Here is a 23389-nt window from a genome sequence, read left to right as displayed (position 1 = left end):
TCTTGGCCAAATCAAGTCCGATTGCGCTAATCTTGTCCATGACGCCTCCCCCCACTCAGTGGTTGACCAACACTCCCACTTTGGCACTTCTGATGCCGCCGTGGGCGGGAGGCGTCCATTTCATTAGGCTATCCGGGCATCGTCCTGCCCTTCCAACAGCTGCAATCCTCGTGTGAGGATGTTCATTGCGCCGACCACGTCGGCGTGCGCTTTGTAGCCGCATGCAACGCAGGCGAACTGCGCCTGTGTCCGGCGATTGTCCGAGCTCACGCAACCGCATGCGGGACAGGTCCGACTCGTGTTCTGCGGCGGCACGGCGATCAGCCAGCCGCCGTTCCACGCCAGCTTGTATGCCAGTTGGCGGCGGAACTCGAACCAGCCCTGGTCGAGGATGCGCTTGTTCAAGCCGGACTTGGCCTTCACGTGCTTCCCCGGCGCTTCGACACTGCCTGCCGCTGATCTGGACAGGTTCCGCGCTCGTAGCGCGCCTTCTGCAACGCCAGTGCCTTGTTGAACACGAAGCGACACGCTCCGGCGAAGCGGCGCATGTCGCGCGCCTGTTCGCCGGTCGGCATCAGTTCGAATCGGAAGGCCTGGAGACGTTGCATACGCTGAGCGTATCACCCACCACTTTTGCGTTGTCAAGGACGCCTGCGGCGTCCGCGCCATCCTTCTCCGACCTGAAGTCCGGGGCCTGCCGCGCTTCCCGGTCAATCGGCTGCCAGCCTCGAGTAGAGAGCAAAGTCTCCAGGTGCCCCGCGCACCATGCGATAGCTGCGAAGAAGGCCTTCATATCGATATCGGCAGCGTTGGAGAACTTGCGCCGACCGCACATTGCTTTTCAACACGGTGCCCTGTACGCGAACAAGTCCGTAAGCGTCGAATGACCAGGTCGTTACGGCATCGCAAACCGCGCTGGCAATTCCTCTGCCCCAGTAGACCGGGGAAAGATCGTAGGCAATTTCTGCCGTACTATTCACATCGGAAATGGTATGGAACCCGATCGTACCGATCAGCTTATCGCCACTATTGTCCACAATGGCAAGGCGCCGTATGGACTGAGGTGAGGCCGACTCGATCGCATCAAACATCGGCAAGAGATCCTCTCGCGATTGCAGGTTCCAACTCGTATGTTCGACGACATGTGGTAACGCCAAATATGCGTACCAGGCGTCCACGTCTGAGCGTTCAAGCTGCCGAAGCGAGATGCCGGGGTACCCCGAACTGGGCGTCATGTCGATTCTCATCCTGCGGCCTCAATCTATCGCTTGATTTTCATTTTGTCCGGGTGGGACTTGATTCGTCGTAGCTGGATGAATTGTCTACGATTCAGGCGAGCACGTGACTGTCGCTTCATGACTGATTCTGGCCTTCGGGTATGCCTCGCACCCATGCCCCCGCTACACCAATTGCTTACTCATCGCGCCGGCCCACATGCATTGACAAGTGCAGGCTCCAACTCGTTGTTCGTCAGGCCGTATTTCGCCATGCGAGTTCGATGATCGTCGCTTCCCAAATACAAACGAAGCTGCTTGTTCACCGCATCAAGCAGGCGCCCATTGCCCTTATTGAACGAAAATGCCCCGACTGGCGGGCGTTGACGACCGATGCCGACGGTCTCATGCGAAACGGCCTCGAATTCCAGACCGCCAATACGAGTTGAAAGTACGCGATTCCCCACGGCTGTGCTCGCATACGCATCTATTTCACCAGAGCACAGTGCGTTGATTGCATCGGATTGCTGTTCGAATATGACGAACTGCTCCTCACGCACACCCGATGCTCGAGCCGACTCGTGTTGCACCTGTCCGGTGATGATTCCAAGGCGGGCATCGTGCCGGGCGGCCACTGCTGAATAACTGTCAAGTGATTTCGGATTCCCTGCTCGAACGAGAAATCCGTCGCTGATCGCCCAGACCGGCAGACTGAACGTGACCTGCGCGGCGCGTTCGGGTGTAACGAAAAGTGGGACATTCATATCCCACCGGCCCATCCGGACTCCGGGGAGCAACTCGTTGAATGTTGTCGGATGGTGCTTGATGCTAGTGACGCCAATCGCCGTCAGGACCTTTTCCGCCAACTCGATGTCTGCTCCCGTCGCCCCCTGACCTGATTCGGTCCAGCCGAACGGGGGTTCTTCTATGTATGCGATCGTAACTTTCATTGAGCTTCTCGCAGAAAGGGAACGGACGAGTCAGTGGGGCTGTCGGCAATTCTACTGCGGTAGACGAACGTTACGTTGCGGCCGAACCCGGACCGACAACGAAGGTCCACCGCAACGTTGGAGGCCGCGGACGCTGAGGGCGGTCGACGCCCCCGAGCGGTCTCACACGCTGGCGCGGGAACGACATCCGCTTCCGGGTGCGGATTCAACCCGTCGATGCAACACACTTGAAGCCGCCTGCCAGCGGGCCGCAAACCTCCAGCCTGCTCCAGGGCTGGCGTTACTCAACCCACGGATCAGGGCTGGCGTTTGCCGCGGCCACCAGCGGGTTTGCCAACCGGCTTGCGTGAACCCGCAGCAGGCTTGCTGGCGGGTTTGCTGCGTGGCTTTTGCACGCTGAAAGGACTACCGCTGGACAAGCTTGTGCCGCTTGTGCCCTTCCCCGCGGCCCCAGCGCGCTGCGCCGCAGGCTTGCGTTTGTTTTCGCCATTTTGCGGGCGCGTTTTTTTGCCGAGCACCTGCGTGGCGCCCGGCGCAGCTTGCGGCACTTCGGGCTTCTTGGGCTTTTTGGGTTTCTTGATGAGCTCGCCCGTCGCGCTGGTTTGCGGCACGCGGTGTTCAGCTTCGAAACCCGGCTCTTCTTCACGGGGCAGCGTTTGCCGGATCAGCGCTTCAATCGCCGCCAGTTGCGGTGCTTCATCGGCACACACAAGTGACACCGCCACCCCGCTGGCGCCTGCGCGGCCGGTACGGCCAATACGGTGCACATAGTCTTGCGCGACGATCGGCAGATCAACGTTGATCACCAGCGGCAGGTCGTCGATATCCAGCCCGCGCGCAGCCACATCGGTGGCGACCAGCATATTTACTTCGCCGGTCTTGAAGCGCTCCAGCGCACGCAGGCGCGCGGGTTGCGGTTTGTCGCCGTGGATGGTGTCGACCGCATAGCCCGCTTCATCCAGCATGGCCGCCAGGTATTCCACGCCATTGCGGGTTTTAACGAACACCAGCGCGTGTTCCCAGTTGTTCTCAGCCACAAGGTGCATGAAGAGCTCAGGCTTGTTCCTTTTATCCACCGGCACCACCCACTGCTTGATCTTGCTGGCCGTGACATTGGGCGGGCTGACGCTGATATTGACCGGGCCGCGCAGAATGCCCGCCGCCATCGCGCGGATATCATCGGTAAACGTGGCAGAGAACAGCAGGGTCTGGCGCTGAACGGGCAAGGCAGCAAAGACGGCGTTGAGTTCGCGCGCGAAGCCCAGATCCAGCATGCGGTCGGCTTCATCCAGCACCAGCGTTTGTACTTGATCGAACTGCACTGCGTTCTGGCGATTGAGATCCAGCAAACGGCCCGGCGTGGCAACGAGCACGTCCACGCCTTTGCGCAACTTCATCATCTGCGGGTTGATACTCACACCGCCGTAGGCGGCCATGAATCGCAAGTCGAGGCCTTTGCCGTAAGCGATAAAGCTTTGCAGCACTTGTTCCGCCAGTTCACGCGTGGGCACCAGCACCAGAACACGCGCGCGGTTGCTGGCAACCGCCGGGCCGTGCTGCACCAGCCGTTGCAACAGCGGCAGCGCAAACCCCGCCGTTTTGCCCGTGCCGGTCTGTGCCCCAGCCATGACGTCCTTGCCACTGAGCACAGCAGGAATCGCCTTGACCTGCACCGGCGTAGGCGTCTGGTAATTGAGGTCCTGAACATTACGCAGCAACGGATCGATCAGGCCAAGCGAGGCAAAGGACATGGACGTATTCTGGGCTAAAACCGCAATTCTAGCGGTTACCGCGCCGGCGAGCCGTACTCCACCGGTTTGCCGGGCCGAATGAACTGCAGCTTGACGCCATGTTCGTGCGCCCAGGCGTCGACTGGCCGGGCTTCTGATGACCGGAAACTCGCGAGGGAAAACCCTCGAAAGCATAGGCGCGAAACACACCATGCAACTAATGCAGCCGGTCCGGGGGACCGTCGTCGTCGGACCGATGAAATTCTCGCTTCCCGATCAATGCCAATATCGCCGGATCTTCTATGAAGTCCGCTGCCGAGGTCGCGGCAAGAATCGTCTCTGGCGATTGGGGGCGCGCGATGCCGAAACCTTGCACGAAGTCGACGCGCATGCTCTGCAGTACTTCGAGCGTGGCTGCATCTTCCACCCATTCCGCAATGCTCTGCATGCCGAGATTGCGCGCGAGGCCGATGGCTGCTTCGACGATGGCCGCGTTGGCAGACAGATGATGGATGTCACGCACGAATCCGCCGTCGATCTTCAGCGCATCCGCCGGCAGGTCACGGAGATACGGAAACGACGTGTAGCCGGAGCCGAAATCGTCGAGCGCGACGCGTGCGCCGAGCCGCTGGAGGCTGTCGATCAGCCTCCGGGTATTGTCCAGATCATGCAGCGCGACGCCTTCGGTGATCTCGATGCAGAGCATCGGCACCACGTGCCGATAGCGCCGGAAAAGCGCGCCAATCTCGGAGACGAAGTGCTCGTCGTTTAACGACGCGCCGCTCACGTTGACCGAAATGAAGCGCGTGCGCGTCAGCTTCGCACGATGGCAGTCGATCCACTCGAGTATCGTTCGGATCACCCACTGGTCGAGCGCGGAGATCGTGCCATTGGCTTCCGCGGCCGCGATGACACGCGTGGGTGGAATCGTGCTACCGTCCGGCGCGCGCATCCGCAGCAATACCTCGAAGTCGAGCGCATCGTATGGCGCTTCCATCGACATGATGGGCTGCATCGCAAGGAAGAACCCCTCGCTTGGCAAATCGCCGCTGAAAGTTTCGATCAGGCTCAAGTCGCGCGCACGCTCACCGAAGATTGTCGCATTGCTGCGATACGTGACCACGCGGCCGTTACCATTACGTTTCGCGTCGCGGCACGCGGCGTCCGCCATCGAGATGGCCTCTTCGGCGCGCAGACCTGGTGGTGATTCGATGACGCCTGCCGACGCCCTGACCTGGAATGCACGCTTGCCGATCCGGTACGGTACGCCGCCAATGGTTTCGACCATCTTCTGCGCAACCATTGCCGCGTCTTCGAGTGGCGAGGCGCCGAACAGAATGACGAACTCGTCGCCCCCAATGCGGCCGATACGGTCGGCCGGAGCGAGTTCGCCTTCCATGCGCTGCCGTACCTGGCGCAATACCTCGTCGCCGATGTGGTGCCCGTACAAGTCATTGATGAGCTTGAAGCGATCCAGGTCCAGGTAGCCGATGATGCGCTGTTCGCCAGTCAGCACCGCCTGTTCGGTGATGTCGTGCATCTCGCGCTCGATCCCGCGGCGGTTCAGCGCCCCCGTGAGCGGGTCGTGCTCGGCAAGATAGCGCAGTGTCTGGACTGCCCGCTGGCGCTCCGTGACGTCCTGAATGGAGCCTTCGAGCTGGGTGCCGGCATGAGCGGCACGCACGAGATAGTGATAACGCGTGGCGCCGGCTGCCTCGGATGGATCGTCATCGGTCGCTTCACCCCCAGGCGGCGTGGCATCCCGGGCCAACTCGCGCTCGACGGCGTCGCCACTTGCCATCGCCTGGTCATAGAGGGGCTTCCAGCTTCCCGGCGTGAAGTATTCGTCCCAATGGTGGTGCGCGTCGCTGGCCCGCATCCCGAGCATGACTTGAAGCGCGGGATTGAAACGTGCAAAGCTGCCGTCGGCGTTTAGCGTGAAGAGTCCGACTGGCGTAAGCGCGTACGTTCGATTCAACTCGGCCTGCATGCGCGCGCGCTGTTGGCGTTCCGATCGAATCTGCTCGGCGATCGCAAACGCCGCCATCAAACTCGAGATGAGCGCGGCGGTCACATTGTTCAGGCCATGAATCAGAATTCGCGTCTTGAACGCCGCCGTCGCGACTTCCGACAGGCTCGCAAGCAGCGTCACCGCGAGCGCGGCCCCATACCACATGGCCGTGCGCGACGGGGCGTAGATCAGCAACCGGCCGAGCATGAACACCACCACGCCAATCGCGAAGCTTGCCGTGACCCACATGAGCGGCAAGTACATCGGCACCGGTAGTGCGATCGATGCGGCGAGCAGCACAAAGCCAAGCCCAAGCACCGCGCGAAACAGCCGCTGATAGCCGATGCGCGGCAGGTCGTGGCGAAACAAGGTGGCAAAGAGCGTGCAGGTCAGGATGTAATAGACCGGCACGGTGATCTTTCGAACCAACGAAACCCAGCCATGGGGAATAGGCGAGCCGAGCCACAATGTGTCCCAACCCATCGAGATGGCGCCGAGACGAAGGTTGCCAAATAGCCAGGCTGCGAACAGTACATACACCCAGTCACGGTTGATGAATGCCGCGACGAGCACGAACACAGCGAGCGTGGCAAGGCCGCCTTCGAGCAGACCGGCACGGCGGTAGAAGGTATCGTTGGTTACTTTTTGTTCGGTGTCCGACAGGTAGGTTGCGCTGATGGCGGCGGGACCGCTGAAGACGGCACGGCACAAAGCTTCGGTACGCTGGCCGAGCATGAGCGAGACGCCGTTGCCGGAGCGTTCCAGATTGCCGGATATCGCGCGCTGGTCCGATACCTGACCCAGTGGCTCGAGGCTGGTTCCGTCATAGCAGGCGATCTGCTGGATATGGCGAGACGGGAATCGCAGGACGACGCGCGACGCGGGCGAACCGTCCGCGGGCGGCTGCGTGGCGCCGGCCAGGTGAGTCGGGACGTTCGCAGCAAACCAGAATGGTGTTTCGCTTAGCCGCGTGTCATATTGATCAATCGGGCGCGTGCGTTTCAGGGCAGCTGCCGCCGTTGAGGCGTCCAGACGGCCGGCCGGATCGGCAAGCACGCGCAGCGCGACCGGTGTGCCGACCGGTACATCGGCAGGGGCACCGGGATTCAGCAGCACGAGCAGGGACAGCATGCCGATCGCGACCGGAACCGCGTAATACGAAAACAGGAAAGAAAGCGTCTCAATCGTCGACGCAGTTCGGTCGACACCGCCGCCGGTGAAAGAAAGGTGTGCGCGCCTTAGCGTTATCATCCGTTGTTTTCCATGGACCGGCTTCCAAGTCCGGGATCTTTTACCGACGCCAATCAAAGTGGCGCCCATCCAGGTCGCGCGGTCACACATGAATCTCGTCACGGGTCACCGGCCGGGGCGGTTGTGCCCCCGACCAGCGACCCATCTGTGAATCGCGGCATTTCCAGCACTGCATCCCCGTGCACGCCATTGTACGACCTACCGATGGCGTGCCACCCAATCTTCATGAGATACAGCGCTAGTGTTCACCCCTTTCTCGTACTGGTCACCGTGTAGCCCAGGCAGGGCCCGCGCGCATCGCCACGGCCCCCTGCCCGAGCGCGGCCGGCACCGGCTCTGGCACCGGCTCTGACCAGGCCAGCGACGGCGCGGCAGTCAGATCGATATCCGGGTGATGTGTCATCATCATGAACGTGTAAAGCGAGTGCTGGGCGCCGCGCCAGAGCGCCTCCGCACTACCCGGCTGGAATGCCATGACACGGTGCGGGATGTTTTGCGCATGGGCGAGCGGCCGGAACTCCTTCTCACCAAAGACATCACAAAACAGCAGCCCCGCATAGATCCGGTCAAGCGGCGTGCGCGCCGCCACCACCATCCAGTCGATCTGCTCTTGCAGGCAGTACAGATAGAACGCCTTGAAAAGCGCGAGGCGCACCATCCGGCCGGGCTCGCCGGTCTCCACACCGAGGCGCGTCGCCCCAATCAGCCGCCCCGACACCCAGTCGGGCAAATCGACCGACTGTTCAAGGGATAACGGCTGGAAACGGTTGGACTGAAGTCTCATCGTCCCGACCGGGCGACCGGAGAGCTTCGATTCGGCGAGCAAGATCAGGCCGCCGGGATCGCTGTCGTAAGTCTCCGGCTGATCCATCGTGCGTGCAAAATCCGGGACGTGGCGCTGGTAAGCAGCCTGGCGCATCTGAAGGGCGCGCTTCATGCTGTCGCCGTCGGCAACGACGCGCACGGCAAACGGCAATCGTTCGACGCGGCGTCCCGGTCGGGGAGCGCCGGGCTGCATCGTGGGCACCATCGATGCTGTCAGAACCGGGCTCGGCTGGGAAATAACGTCTGCGTGGGTTTGGGACATGCTCAGTTCCTTTTTGAGTTTCGCTGTGGCCGGTTGGCCGCAGCGCCTCGGAGCTTCGCATGACATATCGCCCGGCAGCTTTGCAACGGGCATTCAGCTTCAACATCGCGTCGGGCGCTTCGTGCGTCTGCGCGAGTCAAGGCCGCTGAAAGGATCGAATTGAATGGGCGATCCCGGAACAACAATCCATGCCAGGACGTTCAGGTTCCTCATGCAGTTGGCACGTGAATCCGCGCTTTGACATGCTTCAGATTGGCCACGATCGTGAACGTCATGACAATCAACAGCGACCACGAGCTCCACTTGCCCGCACTCACCGTAGCCCACGCGCCGATCTGATTGGGATACCGCCAAATTGAAAAGAACGTACTGATGTTTTCGGCGACCCACAGAAAGAACCCGATCAACACGAAAGCCAGAAGCAACGGCATCTTTCTGCGACGATCCAACGGGCGGAAATAAACCGTCGTGCGCGCATACAGTCCGGCCAATCCACATGCCAGATACCAGCGGTAGTCACCGATGTAGCGATGTGTAAAGAAATTGATATAGATCATCACCGCCATCGCACCCGCCATCCAATACGGTGGATGATGCCGCACGCGGAGTTCCAGAATCCGCCATGCCTGAATCACATAGCTGCCGACCGCTGCGTACATGAAACCCGAAAAAAGCGGAACACCCCAAATTTTCGTATACGCAAAGTCGGGGTAACTCCATGACTGGATTCCTTTCGATGTCTTGAATACCTCGAGCCCGAACCCGATGACGTGGAACAGACTGATGGCCTTGATTTCATCGAGAGATTCGAGTCCGGCCCAAATCATGACAGCCTGCATCGCCAGAGCAATCATCTGTCTACGCTGCCCGGGGAAGTTCAGCACAGACGCAAGTGTCAGCCTGATGAAGGCGCAAGTGGTGCGAACGGACCGCGGATCGGCTGCGCAGACTGCGTTGCGCATTGCAGAGTTAGTTATATCGCTGGCGGGTACCGTCGGTTGCAACGTCCGACAGGGTTTTCCGCTGGGCCGGTCAGTGGGATGCCTTTTGATGCTTTTCGATCAGCGAGCGAACCACGTCGGTGTCTGCGGGCGTCGCCGGGGAGTAGATGACCATGCTGAGGTCGGGACGGCCATCGACGACGAAGGACGAATGCTCGAACACGAGCGGTCCGCCCTGTGGATGCAGCAGTTGTTTAGTGCCTTCACCGAAGGAGCGAACGTCATGGGTCTTCCACAGCATCGCGAACTCTGGACTGGCACGGCTAAGCTCCTCTACCAGCGCCGCCACGCTCGGAGCCGCGTCGGTCGCTGCCGCGCGTGCCGCATCGGCCCGGAAGACCGACACCAGGAGCCGCGCAACGCTGTCCCAGTCGGACTGAAAGTCTCGGACCTGCGGATCGCAGAAGATGCGCCGCAGGATGTTGCGCTGTGACGGTTCCAGCTCGTCGTAGTTGAACACAACCCCTGCGGCGTGATTCCAGGCAACGAGATCCCAGGTCAGCGTCTTCACGTAGGCCGGACTATAGACCAGCGCATCGAGCACGCGCTGAATGCGTGGCGAAATGCTTTCGGTTTCCTGATAACGGACTTCCGGCGGTCGCCCCAAGGCAAGCAGGAAAATATGCTCGCGCTCGGCATCCGTCAGCATCAGCGCGCGCGCGATCCGGTCCAGCACCGCGGCGGACGGCGGTCCGCCGCGCCCGCGTTCGAGCCAGGTGTACCAGGTCACGCTGATGTTGGCCCGCTGGGCCACTTCCTCCCGACGCAAACCGGGCGTGCGTCGCCGCCCGCCGGCAATCCCGAAGGCAGCAGGATCGAGCCTGGTGCGGCGATCCTTCAAATAGGCCCCAAGGGCGTTGTCGTTTGTGGCTGGTGTGCTCATCCGGTTAGGAACTATACCTGTATAAGTTAACTTCTTTACGCGGATAGATTATGAGCCGAGAGTGAGCCCTGGTCTACTTTCGATCGGGTGCTTTCCCTACTTTCGAGCCTCGTCCCATCTCTGTGTATCGCCGTTCTCGGCGTGGGCAACTTACTTCCGCAATTCCAGAAGGAAATTTTGATCATGCGTGTATTTGTTACTGGTGCAACCGGCTGGGTTGGCTCGGCCGTCGTGAACGACCTGATCGCCGCTGGCCATCAGGTGATCGGCCTGTGCCGTTCGGAAGAGAAGGCGGCAGCCCTTGCCGCCACAGGCGCCGAAGTCCTGCGCGGCACGCTGGTAGATCTCGACGTCCTGCGTCGCGGCGCCGCGGCTGCGGACGGCGTGATCCACACCGGCTTCAATCACGATTTCTCAAAGTTCGCAGAGAACTGCTTGGTGGACAAGCTCGCCATCGAGACGATCGGCGGCGTGCTCGAAGGTTCGGACCGTCCGTTGCTCGTGACGAGCGGCACCGGGTTGCTGGCGCGGGGTCGTCTCGTGACCGAGGACATGGTGCAGGTTTTCGATCCCACATGGCCTCGCGCTTCCGAAGAGGCCGCCATCGCACTGGCGGCGCGCGGGGTGCGCGCGTCGGCGGTGCGCCTTCCACCGTCGGTGCATGGTCATGGCGAGCACGGCTTCGTGCCGATGCTGATCGACATCGCACGGGAAAAAGGCGTCTCTGTCTATGTCGGTGATGGTTCTAATCGCTGGGCCGCAGTGCATCGCCTTGACGCGGCGCGCGTCTTCCGGCTGTCGCTCGAACACGGCGCGCAAGGGGGGCCTTTCCATGCCATCGCCGAAGAGGGCGTGCCGGTCAAGGCAATCGCCGAAGTGATCGGCCGACACCTGAACGTCCCGGTCGTTTCGAAGTCGCCTGACGAGGCGGCGGAGCATTTCGGCTGGTTCAGGTTCGCAATGATGGACATCCCGGCGTCGAGCGAGCGAACCCGGTCCCTGCTCGGCTGGAAGCCGCAACAACCAGGGCTCATCGCCGATTTTGACCACCCGGCCTATTTCTCGTAGCAGCGCACTCGCATGGTGGATGTCAACGTCAAGGGCGTGCTGTACGGCAACGCGGCCACGCTTCCAGTGACGAATCCCCAGGTATTCGGTGAGATCACCAACGTGCCGTCGATCAGCGGCCTGCAGGTCTCGCCCGCTGGCGCTGTCTATTGCGCAACGAAGTATGCGGCCGATAACAGAGAGGATACACGCGACCCAGCGTAGCGAGGCATTAACGCATCGCCGTTAGAGACTGAGCGTTCCGGTATACATGGCTGAGTTCGATTTCTCACCGTCCCCGAAAGAGGATGCAAGCCGTTCGATCTTCTGCGACACTCGGCCAGGTTGTCGCTTTGAACAGGTTACAGAGAATGCACATCTCGACGCTTGCAATGTATATGACGGCGGCGCTGGCTGGCGCTCTTATTCCAGGACCTACGTCGCTGCTGGCGCTTGCCAATGGTATCTCGGGAAACTGGCGCGTCGTGATCGCGGGTATGTTTGGCGCAGCCATTTCCGACATAATCGTTATCGCAACTGTCGGGCTTGGGCTGGGAGCCCTGCTCGCGGCTTCAGCGACACTCTTCCTGATCGTCAAATCGGTCGGCGTGCTCTACCTTGGATGGCTAGCGTTCCAACTTTGGAGGAGTCAGCCCGCAGGCTTGACGACAGCCCCGGCAGCGGCCGAGCCACGAATTGCTCGAGTTTTTCTCCGTAGCTTCGGCGTCGCTTTGACCAACCCGAAGATTCTGCTTTTTTTCTCGGCATTTCTTCCGCAGTTCGTTGATACTTCCGCGCCGCTGGGACCGCAGTATGCCATTCTGGCGATAGCTTCGGCGGGGATTGACGTTGGCGTCATGGTCCTCTACGCGACAGGGGGAGTGCACGCCGCTCGCTTGCTTACGTCTTCGGGCCTACGGCGTCTGAACCGGACGTGCGCCGTCATCATGGCGTCGTTGGCGGCATTCCTGGCTTTTTACCGTCGAGCAGGTGCCCACTGATCCTTGGATACGTTTTCGGCCGCAATTGGCGTTGCCGTCGGACCCTTTGACTGGTGTCGGAGTGGACCAGCCGTTCGAGTGTCCTGCCAGCGCGTACTCGACACTGAACGGTCCATCGCACCGCAGGTGATAATATCCGTTGAACCTTAAACAGACGCATTACTCACGACATCGCTCAATGACGGCCGCATCGCGCGCACGTAGCCGTCCGGTCCGCCTTTGCTGCTCGAGACAGGCTCCGCGCAGCATCATGTGCTTCATGCGGCCCAGCGGCCGACATATATCGCAAACCAATCGCATCGGCGACACCAGCAATGAAATGAGGGTCGGATTTACAAGCGCACTGCATGAGACCTAAAGAATTGGCAAGATTTTATGTCACCCAGGCTGACTGACATGTGGTCTATGGTGCTATCACTCCGTAATTTGGGCGTTATGGGAATCTGCGCTTTGTTCGCTGCTTGCGGGCAGATTCCGTCCGATCATGCTGCGTGCGGAGTGGATGCCTGTCGCATGCGACACGAGATATTGCAATCCGGCGAGGCGTCATGGTATTCGGCAACGTTCCAGGGGCATCTGACCGCAAACGGAGAACGCTATGATGGCGGCGCGTTAACGGCTGCCCATCGAACATTGCCGCTCGGCAGCCATGTGCGCGTCAGTTCGTTGGCAACAGGAAAGTCGGTTGTCGTGCGCATCAACGATCGCGGACCATACATCAAAAAACGAATAATCGATCTCTCTTATGCCGCGGCGAAGACCTTGGGTTTGACAGACGCACGGTCGATGCAAGTACGAATTGAACGTGTGGAGAGCACGGCGAACACACAGACGGAGTCGAACGGCGGCGGTATCTTGACGACGGGAAATTGAAGGTTGGCCGGAAGAACCCGCGCCTGAAGAACACGTCAACGACGCCAGCAGCGCCCATCTTCCTGACTGAACCACCTGAACAGGAGGTCAGGCGCTGCGATGAGGCGCTTGTCCTCGAGCTTCATTCAGCATCCATTTCGCAAATGCCTGTAGCGGCCCGTCAGCCAATTCGATCGGCTCAGGAAGGACGAGACAGAAGTTTTTGGCAATCGCCTTGCCATCTGGCCAGGGCGCGACCAAACGGCCCTGCTCGAGCTCGGCTCCGATGTAAAGGCGCGGCACCAATGCGACGCCCAGGCCGGCCAGCGCCGCTTCAATCAGCATGGAATGAAGATCGTAACGTGCGCCAATCGCCGAATTGGTCAGCATGATGCCGGACTCCAGTGCATAAATCTGCCAAGCGTCCGGATTTTGTCGCCGGTGCAGGCGTGGCAGCTCGTCCAGCGACGGGTTCGCCCCGGCGCCTGCGAGAAGCGCCGGACTACAGACCGGCACAAGCACCTCCTCCAGCAGAGGATGCAGATGCATCCCCGCCCATGCCGGATGCTCGAAATGAATGGCTGCGTCGAAACCGCTACCCGCGAGTAGGAACGGCTCCATACGTTCGGCGATATGCACCGTAATGTTCGGATGCCTGTTTTGAAAGTGTTTCAGCCGGGGGATAAGCCAGCGGGTGGCGAAGGTCGGAATGGCGGCGATATCGATGCTCGCGCCCTCGACGGGCTGCCCCATCAAGTACAGGCTGTCCCGTTCCAGCCGATCCAGAGTCTCACGAACCTGCACCGCGTATCGCGCACCGTTGGGTGCAAGCCTTACCCGGTTGCCAATTCGCTCGAACAAGGCGACGCCCAAAAACGCCTCCAACCGGCCAATCTGACGGCTGACGGCGCCCTCGGTCCGTGCCAGTTCCTCGGCGGCTCGGGCGAAGCTTCCGTGTCGGGCCGCCGCCTCGAACGCCTGAAGCGCGGAATTGCTTGGAATCTTGCGTGGCATGGGCGTCTCGCCGATCAGAACGGGTTCACTGTCAGCTTGAGCAAATATCACTGAAGCCTGACTTTATTTCGTTTTATACGCTGGAAACGCGAGCTTAGCATTACGTTACTGCAATGAACATGAAACGTTCGCAGCAGGATGTGGATCCCCCTCGAAGGACAATCTGATGATCTATACCGTGGAATGCAGCTTCGCCGACCTCGACAGCGAAGCCGAATGGAACGACTTCTACAGCCTTGAAAAGCTGCCCGCCCTTATCTCGGTGACCGGGTTTCACACGTCACAGCGGTTCAAATCGATAAGCGATGGTTGCCCCGTCTATCTGGCCATCCACACGATTGACAGCCTCGACGTGCTGACCGGAGAGGAATATCGCCAGAAAGGCGGCGGCAATTTCGCGAGGTGGCAGCAACACATCACCGACTGGCATCGAAATCTCTACAGCGACATCGGCCTCGCCCCAGCGGTAAAAGACGACGAACTCCTCGCGCTTTGTGCAAGCGGCCCTGATCCGCTGATCCGGATGGGCCTCGAACCGCTGGCCATGCAGGCCGTTGCGCTGGAGAAGTTTCCGGAGCGCCGTTGGCTCGCCATACTGCCCCGGAACAGCGCTCAGCTTGTCGAGAACCTCTCCGAAGACATTCACCTTTACTCGCCGATGACGGAGCAACTGACATGCGCCCGCTCCGTTTCGACTGCGCAGGAATAGGTCCGCGATGCCGAACGTCACGTTCCATATCGATGCGAAGCGGATGCCGTCCGCCGAAAGCCTGGCCGAGCTGTCGCGCGACTGCGTCGAACTCTGTACGAATGTTCTTGAAGCGCAGCTCAAGAACATTCACGTCATTTTTCTGGATGTCCGGCATGGGCATGGACATCCCGTCTTCGCGGAAATCCTGTATCGCGTCGAGACGTTTCGCACGCCACCGGTGATGAACCAGTTCATGGAAGCGTTGGATCACGCCATCGCTCGCCGCACCGGTCTCACGGCGCGCATTCGTTGTTTTGGTTACGGCGCGTCGAACATTCACGCCCGAAATTAGCAGGTCCGGAGAAACATGGTGTCCACCCTTACCTTTCCCGGTCAGCAAATCGGGGACTTCACGATTACCGCCATCAGCGATGGCTACCTCACCGCCAGCCTCGACTTCCTCGCGAATATCGATACGTCCGAGGCGTCCAGAATGCAGCGTGACGCGGGGCAGAAGGAGCCCGCCGCCGTGCATATCAATTGCTACGTAGTACGCGGGGCGGGCCGCACCATTCTCATCGACGGTGGCGCGGGAGGGTTCAAGCAATGGGGCGGCCGCCTGAAGACCAACCTGGCGCTTGCCGGTATCGAACCCGCCACGATTGACACCATCCTGCTCACGCACGCCCATCCCGACCATGTCGGCGGGCTGGTGAATGAAGCAGGACAGGTCGCCTTCCCGAATGCGGAGCTGGTTGCGCATCAGCGAGAGGTCCGGTTTTGGCAGGACGACGGAAACCTGAGTCGCGCCAGCGAGCGGGCACGCGGCAACTTCCTGATCGCGCGTCAGGTGTTCGACGCTTATGGCGACAAGCTCCGTACGTTCGACTACGGGCAAGTGCTCCCCGGTATCAGTGCGATGCCGCTACCGGGACACACCGACGGACACACCGGATATGTTGTCGAATCCCGCGATCAGGGCCTTCTTGTCTGGGGGGATGTGGTTCATTTCCCGCACATCCAGATTCAGCGGCCGGACGTATCGATTGCCTTCGATCAAGACGCGTCGCTGGCAGTCACCACACGATCACGGCTTCTTGATCAGGTCAGTTCGGAGGGGCTTTTGATCGCCGGCATGCATTTGGGGGAACTCGGTTTCGCACGAATCAAGCGAACGAGAGGGGAATACGGTCTGCATTACGAGACCGAAGGCTGAGGCCGACTGATGAACGTCCGACCGGGAACGCATGTGAATCGCTGCGGTCATCCCTACCCCGCTCACCGTATCAGATGCTCCGCTGGATTCCCGACGCGCGCACGCGACGCGACATCATCCAGACGCTGACACAGAAGCCTGCGGCGAGCGGCACCAACATCGCTTGCAGACCGACGCGCATCGCATGGGCGTGTGCCGCCGCGCCGCTGGCAACGCCCAGTGCGCTGAAGAACGCACCGCCGATGCACGCTACAGCGAACGAGGCGCCAATGTAGAGTGTTGCGACGATTGCACCGGCAGTCATGCCGGCATGCCGTGTGTCGACGTCCGCGAGCACGATACGCTGCAGCGTCGGAAGCGCCATCCCCTGCCCGGTGCCGGCAATCAACAATCCGATATAGAACGCCAGCCCGGGTGCACCTTGGCCTAGTTGTGCGACGCAGAGCGCGAAGCCACCCACGAGGCAACCGAATCCGAGCGGCATCAAGCCGTCGCCAATGCGGCGCGCGAGCCACGGCGTAGCGAGCGGCCCGAGCAGATAGCCTGCGCCATAAGGTGAGAGGCCGAGGCCGGACTGCAGCGGGGTCCAACCCAGTCCCTCCTGCAAGAAGATGCCATAGGTCAGAAAGAACGCCGCGATGGAATAGAACAGGAACGCGAGTAGCAGCCCCGTCGCCACGACGGGACGGCTCAACACCGACACATCGACGAGCGGATCACGCGCCTGCCGGGCTATGCGCAGTTCCAGGCAGATGAATGCTGCGAACGCCGGCACGCACAGGCCGATACTCCAGAACGTCCACGCAGGCCAATGCAGTTCACGACCGACGGTCAGCGGGTAAACGAGCAACATCAGCGCGATCGTCAGCGTGACCATTCCGGGCACGTCAATGCGTGCACCGTGCCCGGCGCGGTTCTCGGGAAGATACCGCCATGTCCCTGCCAGCGCGAGCAGGCCGAGCGGCACGTTCACGAGGAATACGAGGCGCCAGCCGAGCCCCCACAGATGCAGATCGATCAGCGCGCCACCGCCAACCTGCCCGGCCACCGACGCGAGTCCAAACACGAATCCGTAGATGCCCATCAGCCGCGCTTGCATTTGCGCCGGGAAGACGGTGCGGATCGACGCGAGAACCTGAGGTGTGATCAGCGCTGCACTGATGCCCTGCACGACACGGCCCGCGACCAGCGGCGTTGCGCTCGTCGCCATCCCGCACAGCGCGGATGCGACGACGAAGGCTGCCATCCCGATCATGAAGATCCTTCGGCGTCCGTACAGATCGCCGAGACGCCCGCCAGTGATCAGCATGACGGCGTAGGCGAGCGCGTAGGCGGACACCGTGAACTGGATCTGCGCATCGCTGGCCTTCAGGCCGGCATGGATGGCAGGCAGTGCCAGATTGACAATGAAATAGTCGAGAGGTGGCAGGAACGCGCCAGTAAGGAGCGACGCGAGCGCAAGGCGGCGCTGAACGGGTGAGGCTTCGATAGTCATGCGCGGAGTCGGAGAGCGAATGAGATAGTCCGCACGATAACAACAGGTGGCACAATTATCTAAGCCCACTTTTGCAAATTGGATCAGTCCACTTCTCGATCATGAGCAAACGCGCGACGCCCCCCGTCTGGAGTACCTTTGCCGTAGATTTCTCTGCACCATTACCCCTTCAGGAACAGATAGCCAATTACCTGCGGGATGCGGTGCTTCGCGGCCAGTTGCGCCCCGGCGCGCGCCTGCCCGCTACACGATCGTTTGCGGCGGAACTCGGTGTGTCGCGACAGACGGTCGTGCTTGCCTATGACCGTCTCGTTGCTGAGGGCTATGCGCATGGGCGGCGTGGTTCCGGCATCTACGTACCGGACGTGTTACCGGAAGATCTCGCACTGCCCGTCGTTGCTCCGCCTGCGCCGACGTCCGGCGCACGCGACAACGGACATCCGGCTCTATCCGCAAGAGGTCGCCGCTTGACAGGCCTACCGGTAACGCCGGTACCGCGTGGCCCCGGCCTGCTTGCACCAGGAACCCCCGCGCTCGACGCGTTTCCATACCACACATGGGCGCGACTGTCGGCCCGCTTCTGGCGCAGCCGACCGGCCGCCGACCAACTCGGCTATGCCGATCCGTCGGGTTTTCGTCCGCTGCGAGAGGCGATTGCCGAGCATCTGGGCGTGACGCGCGGTCTGTCGTGCGACGCGGACGATGTCGTGATCACGTCCGGTTCGCAGCATGCTATCGAGTTGACGGCGCGCCTGCTGACCGACCCGGGGGACGCCGTATGGATCGAAAACCCGGGCTTCGTTGCGGGGCATAGCGCCATCGAAAGCGCTGGCGCGCGCGTCGTGCCAGTACCGGTCGACGCGGAGGGGGTCGACGTCGATTCCGGTATGCGGCTCGCCGCCAACGCGCGTCTCGCGGTCGTCACGCCGTCGCATCAATACCCGCTCGGCGTGACGATGAGCCTGCGGCGCAGGCTCGCACTGCTGGACTGGGCCGAAACGGCAAACGCGTGGATCGTCGAGGACGACTGCGACGGCGACTACCGATACGCGGGCCGGCCATTGCACCCGCTGCGCGCGTTGGGCAGACCATCGGCCGCGAATCGCGTGGTCTACGTCGGCACATTCGCGAAGGTGCTCGCGCCCGGTTTGCGGATCGGCTTCCTGATCGCGCCGCCGGGCCTCGCTGGCGCGTTCGCTCATGCGCGTGCGCTGGTCGACCGGCAATCGCCACCGCCGCTTCAGATCGTCCTTGCGGAGTTCATCGGCGAAGGGCATTTCGCGACACACCTGCGCCGGATGCGGATGCTGTACGCGGAGCGGCGGGACGCACTGCTGGCCGCACTCGAACGCCATTGCCCGGACTTGCTCGACTGGGGAACCGTGCCCGATGCCGGGCTACATCTCGTTGCGAGGCTGCGCCGAGCGGCCACGCCGGATGCGGATCTGGCGGTGTGGGATGCCGCGACTGCGCTGGGGCTGCAGACGCCGCCCCTGTCGTCTCATTATCGGGCCGGCGGGGAAGCCGGGCTCGTGATCGGTTTCGGTGCGACCCTGGCGAGTAACATGCCGGACGCAGTTAGACGGCTGCGACGCGCGATCGTTGGCTGATGACGGGGGGCGCATTGCTTCATGCCTTGCAATGCGTAGCGCGAGTGACTGGCATCAATTTGACGGACAAGTGACCGCGACCGTTCGCCTAGGCACGCCGAACGGCGAGTCATCGAGTTCCCTTGCCGTCATTCACAAAAGGGTCGGCCCTGACCCACTAGTCGAAGGTCCGACGGAAAGCACTCTCCAGCGGTTCTAGACGTGCTTGAACGTGCGCATCCGACGAGGGAAAGTCTACAATTCGATTGCCGAACGTCGTGGCCGCTGGTCATCAACGTCGGGGTGCTCATCTTTCGCCGCACTTTGATTGACCAGCGATCTTTTCGAGTCTCTCCCACCCAGTTTTGCTAACCCACCTGAAGGAGACGAGATGAAATCCATGAAGACCTGCGTTGCCACAGCGATCGCCGTCAGTGGCATTGTTGCGATCGTGCCCATTGTTAATGCACAAGAGACGCCTGCGGCAACTTCAGCAACGGCTCCCTCTCGTTCGTCGATCAGAGCAGCAAATAGGGAGTTGGCGAAGCGAGTTCAGACGACGTTGAACAAGCAAAAAGGCTTGATGTCGACTGATGTTCACGCCATCGCTCGTAGCGGCACGATTACGCTTGTAGGAATGGTTCCAGATCAGGCGCAGATAGATCTCGCAGGGAAAGTTGCTGAGAGTGTTCCTGGAGTTACGTCGGTCAAGAACAATTTGACAGTGGAAGAAGAGGGACATTAATGCTTGAGTCCAACCGCATCCTTTGACTGCACTGGCGCGCCTTGAGAACACGAATGTTGTGTTCTCAACGGCGACGCCTTTGCTGGGGAAGGCACTATCATGGCTGAGTGATGACCGTGCTCTGCTCGATATTGGCCCGGTGTCGAATCGCGTGCAAACGGGCGGGCTCAATGATAAGCGGGTTGAATGGCTGTATTCGCGAGGATGAATGGCCGAAGGCATCCGAACGCGGTCCGACGCTGAACTTGCAACATCGAACGGCTGTCGCCTGTCCTCGATCGGCGGTTCGCGACCCAATACCGCCACGCGAAACGAAGCCATGTTAAGGGCCGCTTCGTGAGCCGAACCGTCACTCGAATGTTTTGGTTGCAGATTCAACCGGTCGATGCTACGGATTCGGCCGCGATTACTCGCTGCGGTTGCAACTCGACGCCGCAGCGCAGCCTGGTCGTCACCGGGTTGGCAGGATCACTGCTCCACTCGCACCAGCCGCCGTCGTATACGCTAATTCGCTCCCAGCGCATCAGCCACGCATAGAAGAACGCGAGCGACGCGCGCCAACCGGTGCCGCAGTAGAAGGCGATGCGGCGCCCGGGGTGGATCCCGGCCTGCCGCCAGAATGCCTGAATTTCGGCGTGCGGCTTCATCGTGCCGTCCGGGCGTTGGTAGTCGCTCATGCTGTGAACGTCGCCATCGCGGCCGGCGCGTCCCCATCGTGCACCAGGAATGTCGCCCTTGTTCGCAATATAGTCGTAGCCCGAAGTCCGCCCGACGAACTCGCTCCACGTGCGGACGCTCACCAGCATCCCATCCTGTCGTTGCAGCAGCTGACGGGCCTGTTCGGTGTCCATCAGGTAGTCCGGGCGAACGGGCAGGCGTGCGCCGAAATCGGCAAGCGCCGGGTAACGATGCGGCGCCCCCGCCTCCATCGGGCACCCTGCTGCCTGCCACGCGGCCAGCCCGCCATCGAGCAGGCGCACATCCGCCACGCCTGCGTACAGCATCAGGTGCGCGGCTCGCGCGGCCGCAAGCGTGCTGCGGCCATAGAGGATGACCGTGGTGTCGCGGCAGATGCCATGGGCAAGCAGCACACGCAGCAACTCGTGATCCGGAACCTTGTTCCACCAAGGGCCGCGCTCCAGCTCCCCGGTGTCGATGTAACCCGCTCCCGGAATGTGTCCCTGCACGAAGGCCGCTTCGCCACCGTAGCCAACCTCGAACAGACGCCAAGGCTGTGCCGGCGCGGCGCTCATCGGCAAACCCGCCACGAGCGCAACGAGCCAGTCCGGCTCGACCAACTGCCGCGCCACCTCACGGGCATCCTCCTGCGGCGACACGCCGTGTGTCATCAGATGGGAAAGCCGGACGGTCGGATTGCTACTGGACATGCAGTGATTTATCTATGATGCGGCTGCAGAAAGCGGGCACTCGGCAACGGGCCTGTCGGTGGCGATTGAATTCGGAACGGCGTTGCCAACCGTTTCGACCCCGGATGAAGGTCGGTTCGAGGAGAGCCGGCCGCGGAGAAGTGTATGGTTTTCCGGCGCGTTTGTCCTCTTTTACGTGAAAATGGAACCAGATTGGCTTGCCGGGATGCATGACGCGGACACGCGAATCGCGCGATCTCTGGAGTGCCAGAGTCCACGTTGATGTCACGCCCTTCGAGCGCGCCTTGATGCTTCGAATACGCGGCTTCAACGCTCTTCGTGTGCGGCCAACCGTCATATTCGGTTGGCCGCAATACTCAATGCTGGTCAAGATACAGCCTGGCCTGGCGGACCTCCGGCCCGACTGTGTCCGCGTCTTGCGTGAGCGCAATGAGCTTCCCGTAGTAGAGCTTCGCCTTCTGCTTGTCCTGCGCCAGACCCGCCGCTTTCGCCGCACCATACAGGCCGCGCAAGCGGTTGGGAGTCGCTTGCATGGATGCCTCATATTCCTTCAGCGCATCGGCAGGCCGCTTCAGATCGAGCAACATTTCGCCCAGCTGTTCGCGCATCGGATAAAGCCGGTTCTCCATCGCAACATTCTTTTCGCTCCCATCCTCCAGGTCGGCCGCGGCGCGCATCTGCTTCAGCGCCTCATCGTCCCTGCCCTGCGCATGAGCCAGCCACGCCGAAGCAGCCAGGATCTGTACCTGGACCTGCTCAGCCCAGTAAGGCTGGTTCGACTGTTCGAGCTTCGCGCGCAACTGCGTGAGCATGTCGATATTCGTCTGCGCCATGTCCGCCTTGCCGCTGCGAGCGCTGCCCAGCGCGCGGGCAAAGTACGTGATTGCCTCGGCCTGCGGCCAGCGACTGCCACGCGGCTCCAGCGCGGCAGCTTCTTGCCAGGCGCCGCGCTCGAGCGCATAGCGTGCCGGGATGGCTTCCAGCCCGGTGTAAGTGCCCAATCGGTCGAACGGAAACTTCGTGGCGGCATTGGCGTCGTCGCGGACCTGTTTTGCTCGTGCGTACTTGCCCTGCTGCAGATACGCGTACTCCATGAAGTCCCACGAATGAGGTGCCGACGGGTGGGTGGCACCCGGCCAGCTCCTGGCGGCTTCTTCGCGCATTACCTTCAGCGCCGCTTCGTTCGATTTGACGGACGCGGCCCACATGCCGAGCATCGAGTAGATGTGCGAGGGCATATGCACGGCGTGCGGCGCCGCCGGCGCAATCTGCGCGTATTGGTTGGCGAACGGCAGTCCACGCTGCGCGAGCGGTGGATAGTCGTAGCTGTGGATCAGGTAGTGCGCAATGCCGGGATGGTCAGGCTGCTCACGGTAGATTTTCTCCAGGATCGCGGCTGCCTTGAGTTGGTTGGCATACGTTTTGTCACTGGGCTGCGCCGCCTCGTTGAGTGCGAGCGCGTAGAAGATTGCGGCCTCCGAATCGTCGGGATATTTCTGCGTCAAGCGCGCCATGGCTTGCTCGTATGCCTGCGTGCGCTGACTTTGGGGGACCTTGTCGTAATCCTTGTAAAACGCCTCGGCTGCCAGCAGCCAGTCACGCTCCCGTTCGGTCCCGGGACCCAGCGCAAGACCTTTCTCCACTGCGTTCGAACCGTTCTTGAGTGCCGTCTCGTCGAAAGGCGGAACCAACGGATTGGGACGCTGGGCCATCGCAAGGCCCCAATATGCAATCGCACATTGCGGATCGGTCTTGATGACGGCCTCGAACGCCTTGAGCGTCGCAGGGTAAAAGAATGAATGCAGCATCGCCAATGCCTTCTCGAACTGGGCTTGTGCCGCAGCGCTGCATGAAGTCGGGAACTTCACCGTGCCGAACTTCCCGCCCCCCGGCTCGGCAGCGACGTGTTCTTCGTGTTGGGCGAGCGCTGGAGCGGCTGCGACGATCGCGAGCACGCATGCGGTAATGAGCTGCTTGTAATTCATGATGACCTCCTCCGCGGAGCGAAGGGCGTACTTCACGCACGATCGTCGAAAGTGGTGCCGGGCGGCCCGGCTGTGCTGTCCGTCACGATGCCATCGTTGTGGAAGATGTCTCGAGTCGCCGCGTGCGACTTCGATGGATGGCATTGAGGGGCGAGACTCATTTGTTTCTAGTCAACGCAGATGCCAGCCAACACGCTCGGAAACCCTGAGAAGGTTCACGCTCTCACGCACGGATCGAA

Annotated in this window: 21 protein-coding genes and 2 pseudogenes; 10 read left to right on the top strand and 13 right to left on the bottom strand. The window is 61.3% G+C overall.

Annotated features, from left to right (window positions below):
- Positions 1-123 precede the first annotated feature (123 nt).
- The 9 genes and pseudogenes from DID96_RS31020 to DID96_RS30985 form a co-directional block, all read right to left on the bottom strand.
- Positions 124-483 (bottom strand): annotated as a pseudogene (locus DID96_RS31020) (RNA-guided endonuclease InsQ/TnpB family protein); the annotation flags it as partial.
- Entirely contained in the window at positions 420-575 is a 156-nt protein-coding gene (locus tag DID96_RS39440) for a helix-turn-helix domain-containing protein (protein ID WP_311767773.1), read from the bottom strand. The pseudogene DID96_RS31020 and the gene DID96_RS39440, both read right to left, overlap by 64 nt.
- A 135-nt stretch (positions 576-710) precedes the next feature.
- Complete coding sequence (locus tag DID96_RS31015) at positions 711-1247, bottom strand: GNAT family N-acetyltransferase (RefSeq protein WP_124603039.1); 537 nt, start codon at positions 1245-1247, stop codon at positions 711-713.
- A 170-nt stretch (positions 1248-1417) separates the two neighbouring features.
- On the bottom strand, positions 1418-2164 hold the full coding sequence (locus DID96_RS31010; protein WP_124603038.1) for a transporter substrate-binding domain-containing protein: 747 nt from the start codon (positions 2162-2164) through the stop codon (positions 1418-1420).
- A 296-nt stretch (positions 2165-2460) separates the two neighbouring features.
- On the bottom strand, positions 2461-3915 hold the full coding sequence (locus DID96_RS31005; protein ID WP_124603037.1) for a DEAD/DEAH box helicase: 1455 nt from the start codon (positions 3913-3915) through the stop codon (positions 2461-2463).
- Positions 3916-4111: 196 nt separating this feature from the next.
- On the bottom strand, positions 4112-7156 hold the full coding sequence (locus DID96_RS31000) for an EAL domain-containing protein (RefSeq protein ID WP_185732421.1): 3045 nt from the start codon (positions 7154-7156) through the stop codon (positions 4112-4114).
- Positions 7157-7421: 265 nt separating this feature from the next.
- Positions 7422-8243, bottom strand: coding sequence for an N-acyl amino acid synthase FeeM domain-containing protein (locus DID96_RS30995; RefSeq protein WP_124603035.1), 822 nt, complete (start codon positions 8241-8243; stop codon positions 7422-7424).
- Between the two features lie 209 nt (positions 8244-8452).
- Entirely contained in the window at positions 8453-9205 is a 753-nt protein-coding gene (locus DID96_RS30990; protein WP_124603034.1) for a DUF817 domain-containing protein, read from the bottom strand.
- Positions 9206-9275: 70 nt separating this feature from the next.
- The gene (locus tag DID96_RS30985; RefSeq protein ID WP_124603033.1) at positions 9276-10127 is read right to left on the bottom strand and encodes a helix-turn-helix transcriptional regulator; all 852 of its coding nucleotides are present in this window, start codon (positions 10125-10127) and stop codon (positions 9276-9278) included.
- Positions 10128-10310: 183 nt separating this feature from the next.
- Here DID96_RS30985 and DID96_RS30980 point away from each other — a divergent pair, with 183 nt between their 5' ends.
- The 4 genes from DID96_RS30980 to DID96_RS30965 all read left to right on the top strand — a co-directional run bounded on the left by DID96_RS30980 (position 10311) and on the right by DID96_RS30965 (position 13048).
- A complete protein-coding gene (locus DID96_RS30980; protein ID WP_124603032.1) occupies positions 10311-11195 on the top strand; it encodes an SDR family oxidoreductase in 885 nt (294 codons plus the stop codon).
- Positions 11196-11207: 12 nt separating this feature from the next.
- Entirely contained in the window at positions 11208-11399 is a 192-nt protein-coding gene (locus DID96_RS30975) for an SDR family NAD(P)-dependent oxidoreductase (protein WP_124603031.1), read from the top strand.
- A gap of 146 nt (positions 11400-11545) precedes the next feature.
- The gene (locus DID96_RS30970) at positions 11546-12175 is read left to right on the top strand and encodes a LysE family translocator (RefSeq protein WP_124603030.1); all 630 of its coding nucleotides are present in this window, start codon (positions 11546-11548) and stop codon (positions 12173-12175) included.
- A 513-nt stretch (positions 12176-12688) separates the two neighbouring features.
- Positions 12689-13048 carry a septal ring lytic transglycosylase RlpA family protein gene (locus DID96_RS30965; RefSeq protein ID WP_260464061.1) on the top strand — a complete coding sequence of 120 codons (360 nt, stop codon included), beginning with the start codon at positions 12689-12691 and terminating at the stop codon, positions 13046-13048.
- Positions 13049-13135: 87 nt separating this feature from the next.
- On the opposite strand, the gene DID96_RS30960 is transcribed toward DID96_RS30965, so the two are convergent.
- Positions 13136-14041, bottom strand: coding sequence for a LysR substrate-binding domain-containing protein (locus DID96_RS30960; protein ID WP_124603029.1), 906 nt, complete (start codon positions 14039-14041; stop codon positions 13136-13138).
- A gap of 166 nt (positions 14042-14207) precedes the next feature.
- Here DID96_RS30960 and DID96_RS30955 point away from each other — a divergent pair, with 166 nt between their 5' ends.
- The 3 genes from DID96_RS30955 to DID96_RS30945 are packed head-to-tail and all read left to right on the top strand — an operon-like array spanning position 14208 to position 15948.
- The gene (locus DID96_RS30955) at positions 14208-14750 is read left to right on the top strand and encodes a sugar ABC transporter (protein ID WP_124603028.1); all 543 of its coding nucleotides are present in this window, start codon (positions 14208-14210) and stop codon (positions 14748-14750) included.
- A gap of 7 nt (positions 14751-14757) precedes the next feature.
- Entirely contained in the window at positions 14758-15084 is a 327-nt protein-coding gene (locus tag DID96_RS30950) for a hypothetical protein (RefSeq protein ID WP_124603027.1), read from the top strand.
- Positions 15085-15102: 18 nt separating this feature from the next.
- Positions 15103-15948, top strand: a complete 846-nt coding sequence (locus DID96_RS30945) for an MBL fold metallo-hydrolase (protein ID WP_124603043.1) — start codon at positions 15103-15105, stop codon at positions 15946-15948.
- Between the two features lie 70 nt (positions 15949-16018).
- Here DID96_RS30945 and DID96_RS30940 read toward each other — a convergent pair whose 3' ends face one another.
- On the bottom strand, positions 16019-17512 hold the full coding sequence (locus tag DID96_RS30940; protein WP_124603026.1) for an MFS transporter: 1494 nt from the start codon (positions 17510-17512) through the stop codon (positions 16019-16021).
- Between the two features lie 32 nt (positions 17513-17544).
- Here DID96_RS30940 and DID96_RS39635 point away from each other — a divergent pair.
- From DID96_RS39635 to DID96_RS30930, 3 genes and pseudogenes are all read left to right on the top strand, one after another.
- A pseudogene (locus tag DID96_RS39635) lies at positions 17545-17742 on the top strand (GntR family transcriptional regulator); the annotation flags it as partial.
- 168 nt (positions 17743-17910) lie between these two features.
- The gene (locus DID96_RS30935) at positions 17911-19053 is read left to right on the top strand and encodes a PLP-dependent aminotransferase family protein (protein WP_260464059.1); all 1143 of its coding nucleotides are present in this window, start codon (positions 17911-17913) and stop codon (positions 19051-19053) included.
- A 370-nt stretch (positions 19054-19423) separates the two neighbouring features.
- The gene (locus DID96_RS30930; protein WP_124603024.1) at positions 19424-19777 is read left to right on the top strand and encodes a BON domain-containing protein; all 354 of its coding nucleotides are present in this window, start codon (positions 19424-19426) and stop codon (positions 19775-19777) included.
- 374 nt (positions 19778-20151) lie between these two features.
- Here DID96_RS30930 and DID96_RS30925 read toward each other — a convergent pair whose 3' ends face one another.
- Both DID96_RS30925 and DID96_RS30920 read right to left on the bottom strand, forming a co-directional pair.
- The gene (locus DID96_RS30925) at positions 20152-21165 is read right to left on the bottom strand and encodes a sulfurtransferase (RefSeq protein WP_124603023.1); all 1014 of its coding nucleotides are present in this window, start codon (positions 21163-21165) and stop codon (positions 20152-20154) included.
- Positions 21166-21521: 356 nt separating this feature from the next.
- Positions 21522-23150, bottom strand: a complete 1629-nt coding sequence (locus tag DID96_RS30920) for a hypothetical protein (protein ID WP_260464058.1) — start codon at positions 23148-23150, stop codon at positions 21522-21524.
- Positions 23151-23389: the final 239 nt, after the last annotated feature.

This window comes from Burkholderia sp. Bp8963 (assembly GCF_003854275.1).
Classification (GTDB): Bacteria; Pseudomonadota; Gammaproteobacteria; order Burkholderiales; family Burkholderiaceae; genus Burkholderia.
This window is presented reverse-complemented; position numbering and strand designations above follow the sequence as displayed.